The sequence below is a fragment of the Pseudomonas sp. S2_E02 genome (genome assembly GCF_054668355.1).
The window spans coordinates 2,220,739-2,241,169 of sequence record NZ_CP162761.1 but is presented as its reverse complement, the minus strand read 5'-3'; the positions used below and the strand labels follow the sequence as shown (position 1 = coordinate 2,241,169).

The 20,431-nt window shown below is 62.0% G+C and carries 11 protein-coding genes; 8 read left to right on the top strand and 3 right to left on the bottom strand.

What is annotated here, in order from left to right:
* Window positions 1-77 precede the first annotated feature (77 nt).
* The 3 genes from AB4O01_RS09925 (at window position 78) to AB4O01_RS09915 (ending at window position 2,244) form a co-directional block, all read left to right on the top strand.
* Window positions 78-860, top strand: coding sequence for an AraC family transcriptional regulator (locus tag AB4O01_RS09925; RefSeq protein WP_093433875.1), 783 nt, complete (start codon window positions 78-80; stop codon window positions 858-860).
* Window positions 861-1,084: 224 nt separating this feature from the next.
* A complete protein-coding gene (locus AB4O01_RS09920; RefSeq protein WP_093433877.1) occupies window positions 1,085-1,258 on the top strand; it encodes a DUF1427 family protein in 174 nt (57 codons plus the stop codon).
* A gap of 29 nt (window positions 1,259-1,287) precedes the next feature.
* Window positions 1,288-2,244 carry a quinone oxidoreductase family protein gene (locus tag AB4O01_RS09915; RefSeq protein WP_460091548.1) on the top strand — a complete coding sequence of 319 codons (957 nt, stop codon included), beginning with the start codon at window positions 1,288-1,290 and terminating at the stop codon, window positions 2,242-2,244.
* Window positions 2,245-2,366: 122 nt separating this feature from the next.
* Here the strand turns inward: AB4O01_RS09915 and AB4O01_RS09910 are convergent, their stop codons facing one another.
* Window positions 2,367-3,389, bottom strand: a complete 1,023-nt coding sequence (locus AB4O01_RS09910) for a purine-nucleoside phosphorylase (protein ID WP_093433881.1) — start codon at window positions 3,387-3,389, stop codon at window positions 2,367-2,369.
* A 15-nt stretch (window positions 3,390-3,404) separates the two neighbouring features.
* Complete coding sequence (locus tag AB4O01_RS09905) at window positions 3,405-4,364, bottom strand: nucleoside-specific channel-forming protein Tsx (RefSeq protein ID WP_212621471.1); 960 nt, start codon at window positions 4,362-4,364, stop codon at window positions 3,405-3,407.
* On the opposite strand from AB4O01_RS09905, the gene AB4O01_RS09900 reads away from it, so the two are divergent.
* The 4 genes from AB4O01_RS09900 to mnmH all read left to right on the top strand — a co-directional run bounded on the left by AB4O01_RS09900 (window position 4,357) and on the right by mnmH (window position 17,777).
* Entirely contained in the window at window positions 4,357-4,614 is a 258-nt protein-coding gene (locus AB4O01_RS09900; protein ID WP_460091545.1) for a hypothetical protein, read from the top strand. The genes AB4O01_RS09905 and AB4O01_RS09900 overlap by 8 nt on opposite strands.
* A gap of 268 nt (window positions 4,615-4,882) precedes the next feature.
* Window positions 4,883-15,409 carry an autotransporter-associated beta strand repeat-containing protein gene (locus AB4O01_RS09895; RefSeq protein WP_460091542.1) on the top strand — a complete coding sequence of 3,509 codons (10,527 nt, stop codon included), beginning with the start codon at window positions 4,883-4,885 and terminating at the stop codon, window positions 15,407-15,409.
* A gap of 230 nt (window positions 15,410-15,639) precedes the next feature.
* Window positions 15,640-16,674, top strand: a complete 1,035-nt coding sequence (selD, locus tag AB4O01_RS09890; protein ID WP_320337534.1) for a selenide, water dikinase SelD — start codon at window positions 15,640-15,642, stop codon at window positions 16,672-16,674.
* Entirely contained in the window at window positions 16,674-17,777 is a 1,104-nt protein-coding gene (gene mnmH, locus AB4O01_RS09885) for a tRNA 2-selenouridine(34) synthase MnmH (protein ID WP_460091540.1), read from the top strand. Before selD ends, mnmH begins: the two co-directional genes overlap by 1 nt.
* Before the next feature lie 119 nt (window positions 17,778-17,896).
* Here mnmH and AB4O01_RS09880 read toward each other — a convergent pair whose 3' ends face one another.
* Complete coding sequence (locus AB4O01_RS09880; protein WP_460091538.1) at window positions 17,897-18,571, bottom strand: histidine phosphatase family protein; 675 nt, start codon at window positions 18,569-18,571, stop codon at window positions 17,897-17,899.
* 404 nt (window positions 18,572-18,975) lie between these two features.
* Here AB4O01_RS09880 and AB4O01_RS09875 point away from each other — a divergent pair, with 404 nt between their 5' ends.
* Window positions 18,976-20,382, top strand: a complete 1,407-nt coding sequence (locus tag AB4O01_RS09875; protein WP_460091536.1) for a hypothetical protein — start codon at window positions 18,976-18,978, stop codon at window positions 20,380-20,382.
* Window positions 20,383-20,431: the final 49 nt, after the last annotated feature.

Below are 20,431 nucleotides of genomic sequence, written 5' to 3'. Positions count from 1 at the left end.
CGGATTGTCCGACGGTCTCTATCGTTGGCGACGCCGTGGCGCACTGGTTACCATGGTTTCCCCGCCAACCCCAATGAATGCTCGCCATGGCCCTTGCCGCACCGCCCGATCTCAGCGATACCGATGTGCCCGTGCAACCGCTGGCACGCACGTATCCGCGCGGCTTGTTTATCGAGCCGCACGAGCATGTCTGGGGGCAGTTGCTGTATGCGATGAGCGGGGTGATGTGGGTCGAGACCCCGCACGAAGCGCTGGTGGTGCCGCCGCAGCGCGCGGTGTGGTTGCCGCCGGGGGTGCCGCACGGGATTCGGGTGGTGTCGGATTTGCAGATGCGCAATATCTACCTGCGTCCGGCGCTGGCGGCGACGCTGGATCAGACGGTGCAGGTGATTGAGGTCGGTGGTTTGCTGCGCGAGTTGATTGTCGGGCTGGTGGAGCAGGGCGACAGTGGTGAACCGGCCTACTACGAGGCGTTGGTCGGGCTGGCCTTGCTGGAACTCAAACGCGCCAGGCGTTCACAGTTGAAGATCCCGATGCCGGATGATTCTGATCGGCGTTTGATGAACCTGTGCCAGGCGGTAATGGCAGCGCCGTCGCTGGAGATTCCGTTCGAGCAGCACGCGGCAAATGCCGGGGCCAGCGTGCGCACGTTGGCGCGGTTGTTCAAGGACAGCCTCGGCATGGGCTTCGCTGAGTGGCGGCGGCAGGTGCAGTTGGCGACGGCGGTGGCGGAACTGATTCAGGGCGTGGCGGTGAGTGTGATTGCCCGGGAGCTCGGCTATTCACCCAGTAGTTTCAGCGACATGTTTCGCCGCGAACTTGGCGTGGCGCCCTCACAATTTGCAGTGGAACACGATTAATCAAACCAGCGCAGATCCAATGTGGGAGCGAGCCTGCTCGCGAATGCGGTGGATCAGTTGACTCATCCTTCACTGACACACCGCATTCGCGAGCAGGCTCGCTCCCACAGGGTTCTGTGGTGTGCATCCGATACTTGTCCGAAATTCAGAAGTCCTTGGCCGATGCCATCCCCGCCGGTTCCCTAAACTCTGCCCATTCCCTTCAAACGGCGGAGTTCCTCCCCATGAACTACCTGATTTCACTGGCCATCGGTCTGGGCGTCGGCCTGCTGTATGGCGCGCTGGATTTCCGTTCCCCGGCGCCACCGGCCATCGCACTGGTCGGTTTGCTCGGCATGCTTGCCGGTGAACAGTTATGGCCGATGGGCCGGCAACTGGTGACGGGCTGGCTGTCCTGAACTCTTTTTCTCCTTCGGTGGATGTCCCCATGAAAGCACTGCAATTCGATAAAACCGGCGATCTGTCTTCCTTGCGCTACGTCGAGGTGCCGACTCCGGTACCCAGCGCCGACGAAGTGCTGGTGCAGATCAAGGCTGCCGGCCTGAATCCCAGTGATGTGAAAAACGTCCTGGGTCGTTTCCCCTACACCACGCTGCCACGGATTCCCGGTCGAGATTTTGCCGGTGTCGTTGTCGAAGGCCCGCAGGCCTTGATCGGTCAGGAAGTCTGGGGCACTGGCCGTGAGCTGGGCTTTTTTGCCGACGGCTCCCATGCGCAGTTCGTCAAACTGTCGACCAATGGCGTGGCGCACAAACCTTCGCATCTGAGTTTCACCCAAGCCGCCAGCCTCGGCGTGCCGTACACGACGGCGTGGGATGCGCTGGAACGCAGTCTGGTGACGGCTGAAACACGTTTGCTGGTGATCGGTGGCGGTGCGGTGGCCTCGGCGGCATTGGCCCTGGCGAAAGTGCGTGGTGCGCAGTTGCTGGCAGCGGCGCGCCGCCCGGAGCAGGTGGCGGAGTTACAGGCGCAGGGTTATCAGACGATCCAGCTGGATAAACCCGAAGACCTCGGCGCGCAGGTCAACGCGGTGTATCGCGGCGGCGCCGATGTGATTTTCGACACCACCGGTTTCTGGTTGCCAGCGTCGGTGGCGGGATTGGCCACCTTCGGCCGGATCGCGATCATCGCCGCGCCGGTGGACGGGCACGTGCAACTGCCGGCACTGGCGTTGTATCGCAAGGGCGGGTCGGTGGTCGGGATCAATTCGTTGTTGTATGGCGTTGAAGCGTGTGCGGCGATGCTTGAGCAGTTCGGGCGGTTCTTTGATGAAGGCTTGCTGCCGTTGCCGCAAGGGTTGGTCGAAGCGCCGTTGGCCGAAGGCCTGGCGCGCTACGCCGATGTGAATCAGGGCAGCGGTGACAAGGTCATCCTCATCCCCTGAAACACCGCAAAACCCCTGTAGGAGTGAGCCTGCTCGCGATCGCGGTGTATCAGTCACCCATGTATCAACTGACACACCGCGATCGCGAGCAGGCTCACTCCTACAGTAGATCGGTGTCGGGCTCAGGATTGCGGGACACCGTTTTCCCACGCCGACCAGTTTTTCAGGATGTCCTGCACCAGCGGATTCCCCGCGCGATAGAGGTTCTCCAGCGCCGGCACGAAGCCGCCCTGATCGGCGTACTTGAGCAGGTTGTCCACTTCACTGCCGCCCGGCTCTGGACGATCAAAATCGGAGCCGGCACGCACCACGGCCAGACGTTGCACGTCGACCAGACCTTCGCGACTGGCACGCAGCAAGGCCTCATAGGTGGAGTTGTCTTCCTGCTGCGTCGTGCAGTATTCGCCCTTGTTATCGGTCAACAACTTGGTCCAGACCTCGGCCCGTTCGCTCAAGCGCGTGCCGGAGAACCAGGTGTTTCCGGCCAGTGTGTCGCAACGGGTCACCACCGGTGGTTGATTGGCCGGGGCCGACGGGTATTTCAGGCGCCACGCGGCGGATTCCCTGCTTTCGCTCAGCTCGACCTTGTGGCTCAGGGCGAACGCCTTGGCCTGCAGTTTCGGGTTGAGTTCAAAGACTTCGGTCTTGTAGTCCAACGGTGGTTTTTCGTTCGGGCCTTTGGTGTTGATGCCCAGGTAGCCGGTCGGCCAACTCGACGGTGCATCGCGCGAATCGATCTCCCATTGCGTGCCGAACTCCACCAGATAGTGCGCCCATGCAGCGGTGCCGATGGTCCCGTGCTTCGGGCTGATCCCGGCAATGCCGGCGATCAGGAAGTAGCTTTTGCGCAGGTCGAATTTCGGCGACAAGGCCAAGGCCAGGGTCGAGGCGGCGGCGTTGGTCTGGCCCATGCCGGTGGTCAGCAGGCACACCTGCTGCGTGTTGCAGCGGATGCTCGGGTACTCGGCGGACAGGCCCGGCACGCGGATTTCCTGCTTCAGCTCCAGGCGATCGATCCAATGCTGCGCCTCGGGGGCGAACATGGTGATCAGCACGACTTTCGGCTGCATCGGTGCTTCGGCGGCCCACGCGGTGGAGGAGAGCAGGGCCGCACCGGCCAGGGTCAAACGCATCATTGCTTGCATGGAAAACTCCTTGATTCAGAACTGATAACCGACGCCGGCGTAGTAACCCCAGCCGTTGGAACGTGCGCGGAAATTGCCGTCGCCAAAATTCAGCTCGCTGCCGTCTTCCCAGTTGCCGCCGTTGTGGAAATAACGGCCGACCAGGGTGAAGCGCAAGTGAGTGAACGAGTAGAGCAAGACGTTGGTCGCCACTGTTGCGTTGGCCGTGCGCGCAGGGTTGTCCTTGTGGATGTCCGAGCCGAAATCGAAGTTGGTGAAACCAATGTAGGTCAGTGAAGCGCCGTTGCTGAATTTGTCGATCGGCACGATGTACTTCAGTTGCGCGCGATAGCCGTCCCACGAATATTCGTTGCTCGCGCCGTAGTTTTCCCACTGATAGCGACCGTACAGGTTGGCCGACAGATTGACCCGCGAATGGGTGTCGATGTCGGTGCCGAAACCGCTGTAGAGGGTGTTGGCGCGGTTCTCTTTGCGGCTGCCGTGGTCATAGATCCAGTCGAACGCCACATACCATTCCTTGAACGGGCCGATGGCCAGGCTGCGGCCGGCGAGGTAATCAATGGAGATGCGCGGTTCGTGCTCCATAAACACTGGTGAGCCGTGATCCCACACGCCTTTATCGTGGCTGTTGCCGATGTTGAAGATCTTCGGGATGTCGATGTAGCCGTATAACTCGAACGGGCCTTTGCGGCCAAAGTACTCGTATTCCAGATAGATGTCGTCGGCCGGTTGCGGGCCGAAGCTGATGTCCTTGCTGCCGATCAACATCAGGTCCTGGTTGTACCAGTCCGACAGGTACGCGCCTTTTTTCGGCGGGCTGGCTTCGGGGCTGAGGGCTTCGCCCTGGGCGGATTCTTCCTTGGCGACCGGTTGCGCCAGAGCGCTGGGGCTGAGAAGTCCGGTAACGCCGGTCAGTAGCAGGGAAACAGCGAGCGTGCACGGGAAAGGTGCGCGAAAAGGGCATGCGATGGGCATTCAAAGTCCTTTTTTTGCGGATCAGGGCCCGGATTCCGTGGGCTTGTACGGTTTTGTTACGAAAACGCTGGAATTGCCATTGCGCAAACGTTTGCACAAGACGTACCAAAATCTTCAACAAGCTGAAAAACAGATCGTTTTGCTGCATTTCCTGCTTGATCGGTCAGACGCGGTTTTGCGCACCCTGCAGGTCCTTGTGGGAGCGAGCTTGCTCGCGAAGGCGGGGGGCGGAAAAGTATCCGCAAGCTGACACGACGCCTTCGCGAGCAAGCTCGCTCCCACCGTTTTGAATCTCGTCGAGGCTAATAGCTGCGTGGTTGAAACGCTGATTGCAGAGGCCTCTAGCACCAAAGTATTAATGCCATTTAACCAATGCCCCATCGCAGGGCGTCGACTAGCGTGTGTCAGGAATAGAACGGTTTTGTAATGACCGTCGCAGTCTTGATTCGCGTGTCGAATAAGCCCGCTGCTTGTGCACGCCGCTCAAGGAAGAAATTGGCCACGACAAGGAGTAGCCCGTGGAAGCAAGGTTTGGTGTCGCCCTCGTTTCGCGTTTTTCCCCTCTTTCCCTTGCTGTGCACCTCAGCGTCGCCGGGCTGTTGTTCGGCGGGGTCAGCGCACCTGCGCTGGCCACGTGCTCCACGGCAGGTTCCACCGTGACCTGCACCGGCGTGCCGAGTCTGCCGCTGTTTCTCAATAACTTTTCCAGTGCCACCAGCGGTTTGACGGTCAACGTCAACAGCGGCGCGCAGATGAACGCGACCCTCGGCGGCCATGTGATGGACCTGACCGGGGTGAACATCTCCCTGAACAACTCCGGCACCCTCGACCCGGCGCTACTGGGCCTGGTCTCGGTGTTGAGTGGCGGCGCATTCATTGGCACCGGTGCGACCAGTACGGTCAGTGTGCTCAACAATGCCAGCGGGATCATTCGCGGCACGGGCATGTTGCTCGGGCTCAACCTGACCAGCATCGACGGCCTGGCCCTTTCGGTTAACAACGCGGCAACCGGCACCACCAGCATCACCAACAACGGCACCATCACCTCGACCGGACTCTCGATCGGCGGCATCACCTTGGCGGATACCCCGGTGGTCGGCGTCTACGGCGGTTCGCAGGTCAACATGACCAACAGCAGCACCGGTGTGATCAACGGCCGGATCGCGTTCGAAACGTCGGCGGCGGGCAATACCTTCACCAACGCTGGTGCGATTACCGGCGGTGTGTCGATGGGTGCGGCGAGCACTAACACCTTCACCGCAGTGACCGGCTCTTCGGTGCAGGTTGGTGACGGCGTGCAGGTCAGCGTCGGCCTCGGCGGACTGATCGGCATCAACCTGACCTTTGCGCCAACCGGCACGGTCGATGGCGGTGCGGGCGGCACCAACAGCCTGATCCTGCAAAACCCGGCTGGCGTCGGCGGCGGTATCACCGGGACTGGCGCGGCATCGAGCGCCACCTACATCAACTTCAACAACCTGACCCTCAACAGCGGCACCTGGACCTTGCAGGGGCCATTGGTCAGTGGCGCGACCACGCTCAACGGCGGTATCGCGAATTTCAACAACAACGCCACCTTCGGCAGCGGCGTAATCACCTCCAACGGCGGGACTCTGCAGGCCAGCAATGCCGGGTTGAACATCAGCAATCTGATTTCCCTCGGCGCGGGTGGCGTGACCGTGCAAGGCACTAACGCCACCACCCTGAGCGGCGTCATTTCCGGCAGCGGTGGCCTGTCCAAGGTCGGCTCCGGGCAACTGAGCCTCAGCGCTGCCAACACCTACCTGGGCAACACCACGCTCAATGGCGGCACCGTCCAGTTGGGCAACAACCTGGCGCTGAGCACCGGCACCCTCAACGTCACCGGCGCGACAACATTGAGCGCACCGGGCACGATCAGCCTGGCCAACGCCATCAGCCTCGGCGGCACCCTGACGGCAGGCGGCACCGGAGCACTGACCCTCGGCGGTTTGATCAGCGGCAGCAGCGGCCTGACCAAAACCGGCAGCGGTAGCCTGACCGTCAGCGGTGCCAATACCGGTTTCACCGGCACCACCACCCTCAGCGCCGGTAGCCTGTTGGTGACCAACAATGATTCGCTGGGCAGTGGCGCGCTGAATACCGCCGCCGGTACCAGTCTGGACAGCACCGCCAACGTCACTTTGGCCAATAACATCGGTATGACTGGCGCGCTCAACGTGCTCGGCAGCAATGCCCTGACACTCGGCGGCGTGTTGTCTGGCACTGGCGGGATTACCAAATCCGGCAGCGCCGGCCTGACCTTGAGCGGCAACAACACCAACAGCGGCAACACGCTGCTCAATGCCGGCAGCCTGTTCGTTGGCAGCAACACCGCGCTGGGGACTGGCGCACTGAATGCGGCGGCGGGTACCACGCTGGATGCGACTGCCGCAGTGACATTGGCCAACGCCGTTGCGCTGGCGGGCGGGGTGACCATCGGCGGCACTCAGGCATTGGGCCTGAGCGGCGTTGTCAGCGGCGTCGGCAGTTTGATCAAGAATGGCACGGCGGATCTGACCCTCAGCGGCAACAACACCTTCTCCGGCGGCACTGCGCTCAATGCCGGTACGCTGATTGTCGGTTCCAATACGGCGCTGGGTACCGGTGCCCTGACCACAGCGGCAGGCACCAAACTCGACGCTAGCACCACGGCCGCGTTGACCAATGCGGTGACCCTTGGCGGTGATCTGGAAGTGCGTGGCAGTGCTGACCTGACCCTCGGTGGTGTGATCAGCGGCAGTGGCGGGTTGACCAAGCGCGGTTTTGCCAACCTGACTCTCAACGGTGTCAACACTTATCTCGGCGGTACCACGCTGGCCGCCGGCACGCTCACTGTGGGCAACGCGGCCGCGTTGGGCAGCGGTGCATTGAACGTCATCGATGTCTCAGCGCTGGACAGCAACACCGCTGTCAACCTGAGCAACAACATCAACCTCAACAGCAGTACCCTGAGCCTCGGCGGCAGCAGCGGTCTGACCCTCTCCGGTGTCATCAACGGCGCCGGTCAACTGATCAAGAACGGCGCCGCCAACCTGACCCTCGATGGGGTAAACACGTTCGCTGGCGGGACCACGTTGAACGCCGGTAGCTTGACTGTCGGTAACGCTGCGGCGCTGGGCACTGGCGGACTGACTGTCGCCGGGGCCAGTACCCTCAACAGCAGCACGGCGGTGACCCTGAACAACGCAATCACCCTCAACGCCAACCTCACCGCCGGCGGCGCCAATGCGCTGACCCTTGGCGGGGTGATCAGTGGCGGCAGTGGTTTAATCAAGACCGGCGCATCCAGCCTGACCCTCAACGGCAACAACACCTACACCGGCACCACCGCCCTGAACGCCGGTTCGCTGATTGTCGGCTCCAATACCGCCCTCGGCACTGGCACACTGAATGCCTCGAACGGCACCACTCTGGATGCCAGCACTGCGGCAACGCTGGCAAACAACGTTAACCTCGGCGGCACTCTGACCCTGGGTGGCTCCAATGCGCTGACCCTCGGCGGCGTGGTCGCCGGTATCGGTGGACTGACCAAGAACGGCGCTGCCGATCTGACCCTCAACGGCGCCAACACTTATTTTGGCAACACCGCGTTGAACACCGGCAAACTGACCGTCGGCAGCAACACCGCGCTGGGTTCCGGCACGTTGAACGCGGCGGCCAACACCACGCTGGACGCCAACACGGCGGTCAGCCTGAACAATGCCGTGGCACTCGCCGGTGCCTTGAATATCGGCGGCACGGCGGATATGACCCTGACCGGTCTGGTCAGCGGCGCCGGCAGTCTGGTGAAAGACGGCGCGGCCAATCTGATTCTCAACGCCGCCAACAACTACCTCGGCGGCACCACGCTGAATGCCGGCACCCTGACTGCCGGCAACAGTTCGGCGCTGGGTTCCGGCGCATTGACCGTTGCCGGTGCGGCGACACTGGACAGCAATTCGCCGCTGGTCAGCCTCAACAACGCCGTCGCCCTGAATGCCGCGCTGACCGTGGGCGGCACGCAGAACCTCACCCTCGGCGGCGTCACCAGCGGCACTGGCCAGTTGATCAAGGACGGCGCGGCCAATCTCACCCTCAATGGCAACAACACCTTCAGCGGCGGCACCACGCTCAACGCCGGTACGCTGACATTGGGCAATGCCAACGGCCTGGGCAGCGGTGCATTGGTCGTCGGCGGCGCGGCGACGCTGGATAACAGCGCCTCGTTCGGCATTGGCAACGCGATCACTTTGAACGCCGGGCTGACGGTTGCCGGCAACAACGATTTGAGCCTGAACGGCATCATCGACGGCGCCGGCAGCCTGACCAAAAACGGCCTGTCGGATCTGACCCTCGCCGGCAACAACACTTTTACCGGCGCGCTGAATATCGTCTCGGGCAGCGTCACCACGCTCAATACCAACGCGTTGGGTAACACCTCCGGGGTCAACATCAGTGCCGGTGCCGGGCTGAATCTGGGCAGTGACGCCAGCCTCGGCGCGCTGACCGGCAGCGGCAGTGTGCAACTGACCGGCAGCAACACCCTGACCGTCGGCAGCGGCAACGTCACCAGTACGTTTGACGGTGACCTCAGTGGCAGCGGCGGTCTGGTCAAAGTCGGCACCGGTACCTTGAACCTCACCGGGATCAGCGGCATCACCGGCAACACTGCGATCAATGGCGGCACCGTTAATCTCAGCGGCTCGCTGGGCAGTGCTCAACTCAACGTCAATACCGGCGGCACCCTGACCGGTACCGGCTCGGCGCTCGGTGCGGTAAACATCAACAACGGTGGGCATCTCGCGTTGTCGTCGGGCAACACCTTGTCGGCGAGTGCTCTGACTCTCGGCACCGGCAGCAACGTTGATGTGGCACTGGGCACACCGTCGACCTCATCGCTGATGAATGTCGGTGGCAACCTGACGCTCGACGGCAATCTCAATGTCACCGATGCCGGCGGCTTCGGCGTCGGTGTGTATCGCTTGTTCAACTACACCGGCAGCCTGACCAACCTCGGTCTGGACGTGGCCAGCGTGCCGGTCGGCTACGGCCTCGGCGATCTGCTGGTGCAAACCGGCGTGGCCAATCAGATCAACATTCAAGTCTCGGCGCCGAACAGCAACATCCGTTACTGGGACGGCAGCCAGACCATTGCCAACGGCGTGGTCGATGGCGGTAGCGGTACGTGGAACGCGGTCGGGACCAACTGGACCGATGCCAACGGCCTGGTCAACCAGCCGTGGGCCGGCGACTTCGCGGTGTTCCAAGGCAGCGCTGGCACCGTGACGGTGAACGGCACGCAGGCATTCACTGGCATGCAGTTCCTCACCGACGGCTACAACGTGGTCAACGGTGCAGCGGGACAACTCACAGCGGTCAATGGCACCGGCGGCACCACTTCGTTGCGCGTCGATCCGGGCGTGACGGCGACCATCAATGCCAATATCGATGGCAGCGGCATCCTCAATAAACTCGACGCCGGCACGCTGGTGCTCGGTGGTGCCAACACCTATACCGGCGGCACGCAACTGGATGGCGGCAAGATCATCGTCGGCAGCAACACCGCACTCGGCACCGGTACGTTGACGGCGAATGCCGGCACGCAACTGGACAGCAACGCGGCGGTGACACTGGCTAACGCGGCGACGCTCAACGGTAACCTCACCGTAGTCGGCAGCAATGCGCTGACCCTCAACGGCGTGATTGGTGGCACCGGCGGGCTGATCAAAACCGGCACGGCCAACCTGACCCTCGGCGGCAATAACGCTTTCCTCGGCCCGGTAGCGCTGAATGCCGGCGGGCTGGTTCTGGCGTCGAACTCGGCGCTCGGCTCCGGCACGTTGAACGCGGCGGGCGGTACGACGTTGGATGCCAGCACGGCGGTTTCGGTAAACAACGCGGTCAACCTGGCCGGCAATCTCGGCATCGGCGGCACGGCGGATCTGACCCTGGCCGGTACGCTCAACGGCGCCGGCAGCCTGAGCAAAAACGGCGCCGCCAACCTGACTCTCAGCGGCAACAACAACTTCCTCGGCGGCACCACCCTGAACGCCGGCACCCTGACCGCCGGCAGCAACTCGGCACTGGGCCTGGGCAACCTGACCGTGGCGGGCGCCTCGGCGCTGGACAGCAACAGCGCGCTGAGCCTGGGCAACAACGTCGTGCTCAACGCCAATCTGAGCAACACCGGCAGCAACAACCTGACCCTCGCAGGCGTCGTCAGCGGCGCGGGCGGCTTGATCAAGGACGGCGCGTCGAACCTGACCCTCAATGGCATCAATACTTACTCCGGCGGCACCACACTGAATGCCGGTACGTTGACCCTCGGCACTGGCGGGTCGCTGGGCAGCGGCGCGCTGACTGTGGCCGGCGCTTCGACCCTCGACAACTCCGCGCCACTGGTGCTGGCCAACAACCTCAACGTCAACGCGAACCTGGCTCTGGCCGGCAACAACAACCTGACCCTTGGCGGTGTGATTGCCGGCGCCGGCACGTTGAGCAAAAACGGTCTGGCCGACGTCACGCTGAGTGGCAACAACACCTTCAGCGGCACGTTCGATGTGGCGTCCGGCAGCCTGACCACACTGAGTGGCGCAGCGCTGGGCAACAACGCTACGGTCAATCTCGCGGGTGGCGCGGCGCTGAATCTCGGTGCTTCCGGCAGCCTCGCCAGCCTTACCGGCAGCGGCACTGCGCTGATCGGTACGGGCAATACGTTGAGCCTTGGCGGCAACAACGTCAGCAGCACTTTCGCCGGCATCCTCAGCGGTGACGGCAGCCTGAGCAAACTCGGCAGCGGCACCCTGACCCTCAGCGGCATCAGCGATCTGACGGGTGACACCAGCGTCAATGCCGGCACCTTGCAGGTCAACGGTTCGCTGGCCAGCGGCAATGTGCTGGTCAACAACGGCGGCACCCTCGGCGGCAGCGGCACCTTGACCGGTGCCGTGACGGTGGCCGATGGCGGTCATCTGGCGGGCGTCACCGGCAGTACGCTGAACGTGAGTTCGCTGGTGTTCAACGGCAACTCAAACTTCGACGTCGGCCTCGGCACACCGGTGTCCGGTGGCGGCAATGCGCTGGTCAGCGTTGGCGGCAACCTGACCCTCGACGGCACCCTCAATGTCAGCGACATCGGCGGTTTCGGCAGCGGCGTGTATCGCCTGATCGACTACACCGGCGGCCTGACCGACAACGGCATGCTCTTCGGCACGTTGCCGGGCAGCGTCAGCCCGGGCGATCTGCAACTGCAAACCGCGCTGGCCAATCAGATCAACCTGCTGGTCACCGCACCGGGCGTCACCGTGCAGTTCTGGGACGGCAATCAACTGGTGGCCAACGGTTCGGTCGAAGGCGGCAGCGGCACCTGGGGCACCGGCACCACCAACTGGACCGACGTCAACGGCACTAACAACCAGGCCTGGACCAACAGCTTCGCGGTGTTCCAGGGTGCGGCCGGCACGGTGACCGTCAACGGCGCGCAAACCATTACCGGCCTGCAGTTCGTCACCGATGGCTACAGCTTGGTGAATGGCACGGCGGGCTCGCTGAATCTGGTCAACGGTTCACTGGGCAATGCCACGGTGCGGGTTGACCCGAACGCCACGGCAACCATCGGTGTCGCGCTCAACGGCAGCGGCACGCTGGGCAAATACGACAGCGGTACGCTGGTGCTCAACGCGGCCAACGGCTACACCGGCGGCACCGCGCTCAATGGCGGCAAGATTGTGGTCGGCAACAACGCGGCGCTTGGCACCGGTGTATTGACCGCTGCCGATGGCACGGCGCTGGACAGCAACGCTGCCGTCAGCCTGGGCAACGATGTTGTGCTCAACGGTGGCTTGAATGTCGCAGGCTCCAACGCCTTGACCCTCGACGGCGTGGTCAGCGGCAGCGGCAGCCTGATCAAGGCCGGCGCCTCGAGCCTGACCCTCAACGGCAGCAACACTTTCAGTGGCGGCACTCAACTCGCCGGCGGCACGCTGGTTCTTGGCAACAACAGTGCGATCAGCAGCGGTGCGCTCAATGTGATCGGCAATGGCACCCTCGATAGCACTTCAGCGCTGCAACTGGCCAATGCCATCAACCTTGGCGCTCAACTGACCCTGGCCGGTAATCAGAACACCACATTGATCGGTGCGGTGACCGGCACCGGCAGTCTGCTGAAAAACGGTAGCGGCGATCTCGTTCTCAGTGGAGCTAACACTTACAGCGGTGGCACCACGCTGAACGGCGGCACGACGCGCGGTGACACCAGCAGCCTGCAAGGTGCGATCGTCAACAACGCAACGCTGACCTTCGAGCAAAACGCCGACGGCAGCTACACCGGTAACCTCACCGGTGCCGGCACGCTGAACAAAACCGGGGCTGGAGAGTTGCTGCTGACTGGCAACAACACCTTCACCGGCAACACCTCGGTGCAGGCTGGCAACCTGATCGTCAACGGCGTGCTCAACAGCGCCAATGTCGACGTTGCCAGCGGTGCGGGCATCGGCGGCGGTGGCCAGTTTGGGGGTGCCGTGCAACTGGCCAGCGGCGCGACGCTGCTGGGTGGCGGTACGGCAACGCCATTGTCAGTCGGTTCGCTGGCACTGTCGTCGGGGACCAATCTGGACTTCAGTCTCGGCTCGGCGGCCAGTTCGACCACCGTGGTCAATGTCGCCGGCAATCTGACCCTCGACGGTACGTTGAACATCAGCAACGCCGGCGGTTTCGGCACTGGGGTTTATCAACTGTTCAGCTACGGCGGCAGCCTGACCGACAACGGTCTGGTCTACGGTAGCCTGCCGGTGTCGGCGGCCAATCTGACCCTGCAAACCGCGATTGCCAATCAGATCAACCTGCTGGTGCAAGGCACCCCGGGTGAGGTGCAGTTCTGGAACGGTGGCACCACCAATCCGGACGGCAGCATCGGTGGCGGCAGCGGTGTGTGGGGGCCGGGCACCAACTGGACCGATCCGAGCGGGACGCAGGCCTTGGCTTCAAATGGTCAGTTCGCGGTGTTCGGCGGTCAGGCAGGTACGGTTACCGTGCAGGGCAATCAGAACTTCACCGGCCTGCAATTCCTCGCCGGCGGCTACAGCCTGACGCCGGGTGCCGGTGGCTCACTGACCCCGGTCAACGGTGCGGACGGCAGCCTCGCGCCAGTGCGGGTCAATGCCGGAGGGAGCGCGGAAATCTCTGCGCCGCTGGTGGGCACGGGCGGCATCGAGAAACTTGATTCCGGCACGCTGGTATTGAGCGGCGCCAACACCTACAGCGGTGGCACCACCGTCAGCGGCGGTACGCTGGTCGGTAACACCACCAGCCTGCAAGGCAATATCCTCAACAACGCTTCGCTGTTTTTCGTGCAGAACTTCAACGGTCAGTTCAATGGATCGTTGCGCGGACTGGGCGCGATGCTTAAACGCGGTACCGGCACCTTGCTGTTGACCGGTGATCAGCCATTCAGCGGCACGGTCGCAGTCGATCAAGGCGTGCTGCAAGTCGGCAGCCGGTCGGCGCGGGCGTCGTTGGGTGGGCAAGTTACCGTGGCCAACGGCGCAGGGCTGAGCGGTAATGGCAGCGTCGGCTCGGTGGTCAACCATGGCGTTGTCGCCTCGGGCTCCGAAGCAGGCACCCTGAGCGTGGCCGGTAACCTGACCAATGCGAGCGACGGGGTGCTGGCGCTGACCGTCAGTTCGCCAACCGCGACACCGTTGGCCGTCGGTGGCACCGCGACGTTGGGCGGCGCTTTGCAAGTCAACTCGCTGGCACCGTTCACCGGCAACACCACGTATTCGCTGATCACGGCGGGCGGTGGCGTGAATGGCACCTTCAGCGCTGCGGACCTGCCGCAATACGCGTTCCTCAACACAGCACTGGTGTATGACGCCAACGCGGTGAACCTGATGGTCAGCCGCAATGGCAATTCGTTCGCCGATGTCGCCGCCACTGGTAACCAGTTCCGCACCGCCACCGCGTTGTCGAACAACGGCCCGGCCGGTGCGGCGTTGCAGAACGAGATCGTCAACCTCAGTGTTGCCGGTGCGCGCAATGCCTTCGACAGTCTGTCCGGTGAGATCCACGCCAGCACCGCCAGTGCGATCCTCGAGGATTCGCGTTATGTGCGTGACGCAGTCAACGATCGCATGCGCCAACCGTCATGCAGCGCGGCGGATGATCCACGTCGTGCCCTGGCGCCAAGTGACAACCAACTGAGCAGCAACGGTTGCCACGGCGAAATGGTTGGCTGGGCGCGGGCCCTCGGCGCGTGGGGTGAGTCGGATGGCGACAGCAATGCGGCGAAACTCGATCGTAACCTCAGCGGCTTCATGCTCGGCACCGACAAGCAACTCGATGACCAGTGGCGCGTGGGCATGGCCGCCGGTTACACCCGCAGCGACCTTGATGCCCATGATCGTCGCTCGGACGCCACCGTCGAAAGCTACCATCTGGCCGCGTACCTCAACTCGCAGTTCGATGCCCTGGCCGTGCGCCTCGGCGCGGCTTACAGCTGGCACGACATCGAGACCAAACGCAACGTCAGCGTCGGCAGCTACAACGACCGCTTGAAAGCCAACTACGACGCGCGCAGTGCGCAGGTGTTCGGTGAAGTCGGTTACACGATTGACGCCGGCGGCATTGCCCTTGAGCCGTTCGCCGGGCTGGCCTACGTCAACTACGACAGCGACAAAGCCAAGGAAAAAGGCGGAGCAGGGCGCCTGGAGGCCGATGCCGATCAAGACATCACCTTCTCGACCCTCGGTGTGCGTGCCGGCAAAGTCATCACCCTGGCCAACGGCGGGCAATTCACCCCGCGCGCGGCGCTCGGCTGGCGCCATGCGTTTGGTGACACCAAGCCTGACGCTGATCTGACCTTCATCGACGGCGGCGCCTCGTTCAGCACCCAAGGTGTGCCGATCGCCAAGGACAGCGCCATCGTCGAAGCGGGGGTCGACTTCCAGATCAGCCCGACCGGCAAACTCGGGGTCGGCTACTCCGGCCAACTGTCGAACGACAGCAACGACCATGCGATGACCATCAGCTTCAGCCTGGGCTTCTGATTTAGGGTCGAAGCACTTTTAGCCGCCCGCGAGGGCGGTTTTTTTTGCCTTGCCTCAAGCTGCTCGTTCCCACGCTCTGCGTGGGAACGCCTCTAGGGACGCTCCGCGTTCCGGCTCCGGAAGGGACGCGGAGCGTCCCGGGCTGCATTCCCACGCGGAGCGTGGGAACGATCGGATAGACCCGGCGTGCTCTGCTAGAATCGGCCCCATCAACAGCCTGAGACTCCCCCATGAGCGAGCCGATTCGTCTGACCCAATACAGCCACGGCGCCGGTTGCGGCTGCAAGATTTCCCCACAGGTGCTGGAAGTGATTCTGGCCGGCAGCGGCGCACAGAACCTGGATCCGAAACTGTGGGTCGGCAACGCCTCGCGCGATGATGCGGCGGTGTACGAAATTGATGCCGAGCGCGGTGTGGTCTCGACCACCGACTTTTTCATGCCGATTGTCGACGATCCGTTCGACTTCGGCCGGATTGCCGCGACCAACGCGATCAGTGACATCTACGCGATGGGCGGTGATCCGCTGATGGCCATCGCGATTCTCGGCTGGCCGGTCAATGTGCTGGCGCCGGAAGTGGCGCGTGAAGTGATTCGCGGCGGCCGTGCCGTGTGCGACGCGGCGGGCATTCCACTGGCAGGCGGGCATTCGATCGATGCGCCAGAGCCGATCTTCGGCCTCGCCGTCACCGGTCTGGTCGAGAAGCGCCATATGAAGCGCAACGACACCGCCACCGCCGGTTGCCTGCTGTACCTGACCAAACCGTTGGGCATCGGCATCCTCACCACCGCCGAAAAGAAGGGCAAGCTGCGCGCCGCCGACGTCGGCGTGGCCCGCGACTGGATGTGCACCCTGAACAAACCCGGCAGTCGCTTCGGCAAACTCACCGGCGTCACGGCGATGACCGACGTCACCGGTTTTGGCCTGCTCGGACATCTGGTGGAAATGGCCGATGGCAGCCAACTCACTGCACGCATTGCCTACGACCGCGTGCCGCGTCTGGACAGCGTCGAGTATTACCTCGATCAGGGTTGTGTGCCCGGCGGCACGCTGCGCAATTTCGATAGCTATGCGAGCAAGGTCGGCCGTGTGCAGGAGTTGCACAAGCGCGTGCTCTGCGACCCGCAAACCAGCGGGGGCTTGCTGATCGCGGTGACGCCTGAAGGCCACGAAGAATTCCTCGCCGTCGCCGCTGAACTGGGCTTGAACCTTGCGCCAATCGGCGAACTGGTTGAGCGACAGACGAACGCAGTCGAGGTGATTTGATGCTCCGCGACTGCACTGACTACCGAGACATTTTCCTCAACGACCGGCCGCTGATGGATGCCCGTGCGCCGGTCGAGTTTCACAAGGGCGCGTTCCCCGGCGTGATCAACCTGCCGCTGATGAATGATGTCGAACGGCAGAAGATCGGTACCTGCTACAAGCAACACGGCCAGCAGGCCGCCATCGAGCTGGGCCATCAACTGGTTTCGGGCGCGGTGAAGGCCGAGCGTATCGAGGCTTGGGCCGATTTTGCCCGCGCCCATCCTCACGGTTATCTGTATTGCTTTCGTGGCGGCCTGCGCTCGCAGATCACCCAGCAATGGCTGCGTGACGAGGCTGGCATCGACTATCCGCGCATCGGCGGTGGTTACAAAGCGATGCGCAACTTCCTCATCGACACCCTTGAACAGGCCATCGCGCAATGTGATTTCGTCCTGCTCGGTGGCATGACCGGCACTGGCAAGACCGAAGTGCTGGTGCAGTTGCGCAATGGCCTGGACCTGGAAGGGCACGCCAATCATCGTGGCTCAAGCTTCGGCAAACGCGCCACCGGACAGCCGTCGAACATCGATTTTGAAAACCGCCTGGCCATCGATATTCTCAAGAAACGCGACGCGGGGTTTGCGCAGTTCGTGCTGGAGGACGAGAGTCGGGTGGTCGGCAGTTGCGCCTTGCCGCTGCCGCTGTATCAGGGCATGCAGCAGTACCCGATGGTCTGGCTGGAGGACAGTTTTGACGATCGCGTGGAGCGGATTCTGCGTGATTACGTGGTGGATCTGTCAACGGAATTTACGGCAGTGCACGGTGAAGAGGGCTTCACGTTGTTCTCTGAACGCCTGCTGGAAAGCCTCAACAATGTGCAAAAACGCCTCGGTGGCGAGCGTCATCGGCGAATGCTGCTGTTGATGGAAGAGGCGTTGATCGAGCAGGGGCGGAGTGGGGCGGTGGACTTGCATCGCGGCTGGATCGAAGGCTTGCTGCGTGAGTATTACGACCCGATGTATGTGTTCCAGCGCGAGAAGAAGGGCGGGCGGATCGAGTTTGCCGGGGAGCGTGGGGCGGTGCTTGAGTATCTGCGAGAGCGGGCCAGCCAGAAAGTTTGAGGTTGTAGCGGCTGGCCTCTTCGCGAGCAAGCTCGCTCCCACAGGGGATTTGTATTTCACGCAAATCCAATGTGGGAGCGAGCCTGCTCGCGAAAGGGCCGGGTCAGGCCACACAACACTCAGGTCGGGCAGGTTTCCTTGCCATGATCCAGCCCCTGCTTGTAGCTGTGGCTCTGCAGACTGGCCTTGCCGTTGTGCCAGGTCAGCGTCAGCACGTACAGCGAGTCAAAATCGTTGCCCGCCCAGTCCTCGGTGATGTTCTGTTTCTCGCCGACCGCGTTGCCCGCCACCTTGTTGATCAGCTCCGGCAGATAGCCGTGGGACCAGGCGGTGTAGATCGTCGAGTTGTGATACTTGTCTTCCAGCAGTTCGCGGGCCAGATCGCTGGTGTCGTTGGCCGAGAACTCGATGTTCACCGGCAGGCCGAGCTTGATCGCTGCCGGGCTGATGGTCATCAGCGGGCGAATGTAGCTGTAGGAGTTGTCCAGCTCACCTTCCTCGACATTGCGCGTCGGGTTGGCGGCAAACACGTAATCGGCCTTGCCGAATTTCTCCGGCAGCAGCGTCGACAGGTCGATGGCGCGGTTCAGGCCCTGACAGTTGAGCTGGCCGAGGCCACCTTCGGGTTTCTCCGCATGGCGCAGGAATACCAGCGTCTGGGTACCGTCCACCGGTTGCGCGCGGCTTTCGCTGGACTCCAGCGACAGGAGCAGCGCACTGACGGCCAGCAGGGAAGGCAGGGCCACATATGCGCGGTGTTTGAAACGTTTGGCGAATCGCATAAGGATCGTCATGAAATAAAAGGTTCTTCAGCAAATTCGGTTAAGGCTGACAAACCTTTACACCGCGGGCTCCCAGCGCCGGGTGTTTTCCCTGTCGTGAACGGCTTCCTCTGCAACAAAGCCATAGCTCAGAGTCCCTTGGGGCCGATTTGGTTCGATCCGTACGAGTGCGCGGCACTTTAGCGGCAAACTTCAACGGCTTGGGCACAGGTTAGCGACAGGATGTTACGGTTCGACGCAGCAGACGTTTTTTTGCGCCGGCTCCACGAGAATGCACAAAACTCCCTTTTATGTGCGATATCCATGTACCGCACCCGATGCTGCTCAGTCGATTGCAATGGCGCCTGTGTGATAGACGACTATCGCGACGTCTGCCTGGTTTTTCATTGGGCAGCACTCTTAAAAAAAGGATTTTTATGGGCATTGTTCGCAAAACCGCCACCCACTCGCTGTCCAGCCCTGGACTGGCGGACGCAAACCCGTCTCGTAAAAGAAGCAACGGTGTGCTCGCCGACGACGGGCTGGTGAAGAATTCGCGGCTTGATGAGCCGCAAACGCAGGTGGCGGCTGCCAATCAACCTGAAATGTCGATTACACCTTTCACGGTCTCAGCATTGCCGTCTGCCGGGGTTTTACCTATTCGTCCTGTGGTCGGATCACTTGAACACTATCGCTTGAAATCACCGGCCAGCTTGCCTGCGGCCGATGCCCAGGGCTTGAGGATCTTCAACGGGCGCCAATACGTCGATATTGCTCACGACGAGATCGTTCAGGTTCGGCAAACAGCAGCAACCGGCGAGTATCGGGCGACATTGGCATCGGAATTGGCAGCTTCCGGGCCGGCGCTGATCTTTGATCCGCAAAACAGGCTGTGGAAGCTCGCCGCTGCTCAGCCTTCCTCTGACTTAGCCAATGTGATTGATATCGATATTGATGAGCTGATTCGCGGCATCAGAAATGAATCGACCGCAAAAAAACGGATTCATGATGGCAGCGAAGACATGATCGAGCGTGACACGTTGATCGGTGCCACCCTGGTTGCGCGTGGGTTGAAGCAGTTCAAGCCAAAACAGGCAGCACTCATTCGTTCGGAGTTGCGGGCGATCGAAACGGTTTTCTCTGATGCCAATTACGCCATAAGTCAAAATCTGCACGAAGCCGATGCGGTTTACACAAGCTTCTTTGGCGCTGATCATCGAGTCGTTGCGGGGCAATTCGCTGAGTCAGTCTCGCGAGGCCTGGCGCTGTCCAGGGAGTATCAGGGCGTGTGGGGGGAGGAAAAATTTATCGGCGTTGATGTCGATAATGACGCCGCCGCATGGATGTACAAAAGAGATTTTCATGGCCGGTTCTTCATCAACCGGAAGTACATGCGACGTGGAATTTTGAGTATGTCGCTGGGCCATGAAATGTTGCACACCAACAGAGTTGACCGGTTCCAGGCCATCGGGCCCAACGCCGCAGATTTCTTCTATCTGAACAACCATCTGCAAGGTCTGTTGAGCCCGGATTTGCCAAGCATTTATGACGTGCCGGAGCGCGGTGTTTCCGAAGCGATCATGCGTGGTGGATTGACGGTCGATTACTTGAAGGCCTTCGGGGACGATCACGATAGCTTTTTGTTCGGCGTCAGTGATTACCTGGGCGTCGACGACGATCTGGATCTTCATACGGCGGTTGAGCTGTTCAATGCCAATTCGCAAATGCGCGCGCACATGGCCGCGAACAATGCTGACAGCGTTGTTTACGCGGCGAAAAGCCTGCAGACGTTGCAGCGCAACAAAATTGAATATGCGTGGCTTGACAGCCTTATCGAGGATTGATGTGGGCGAGCACTGGCCAAAAGATCACAGGCTGCGGCGGCTCTGAATT

Coding starts and splice junctions, on each gene's coding strand:
- AB4O01_RS09900 (WP_460091545.1), top strand. CDS start 4,357: ATGGGCATTCAAAGTCCTTTTTTTGCGGATCAGGGCCCGGATTCCGTG.
- selD (WP_320337534.1), top strand. CDS start 15,640: ATGAGCGAGCCGATTCGTCTGACCCAATACAGCCACGGCGCCGGTTGC.
- AB4O01_RS09925 (WP_093433875.1), top strand. CDS start 78: ATGCTCGCCATGGCCCTTGCCGCACCGCCCGATCTCAGCGATACCGAT.
- AB4O01_RS09875 (WP_460091536.1), top strand. CDS start 18,976: ATGGGCATTGTTCGCAAAACCGCCACCCACTCGCTGTCCAGCCCTGGA.
- AB4O01_RS09905 (WP_212621471.1), bottom strand. CDS start 4,364: ATGCCCATCGCATGCCCTTTTCGCGCACCTTTCCCGTGCACGCTCGCT.
- AB4O01_RS09920 (WP_093433877.1), top strand. CDS start 1,085: ATGAACTACCTGATTTCACTGGCCATCGGTCTGGGCGTCGGCCTGCTG.
- AB4O01_RS09910 (WP_093433881.1), bottom strand. CDS start 3,389: ATGCAAGCAATGATGCGTTTGACCCTGGCCGGTGCGGCCCTGCTCTCC.
- AB4O01_RS09880 (WP_460091538.1), bottom strand. CDS start 18,571: ATGACGATCCTTATGCGATTCGCCAAACGTTTCAAACACCGCGCATAT.
- AB4O01_RS09915 (WP_460091548.1), top strand. CDS start 1,288: ATGAAAGCACTGCAATTCGATAAAACCGGCGATCTGTCTTCCTTGCGC.
- mnmH (WP_460091540.1), top strand. CDS start 16,674: ATGCTCCGCGACTGCACTGACTACCGAGACATTTTCCTCAACGACCGG.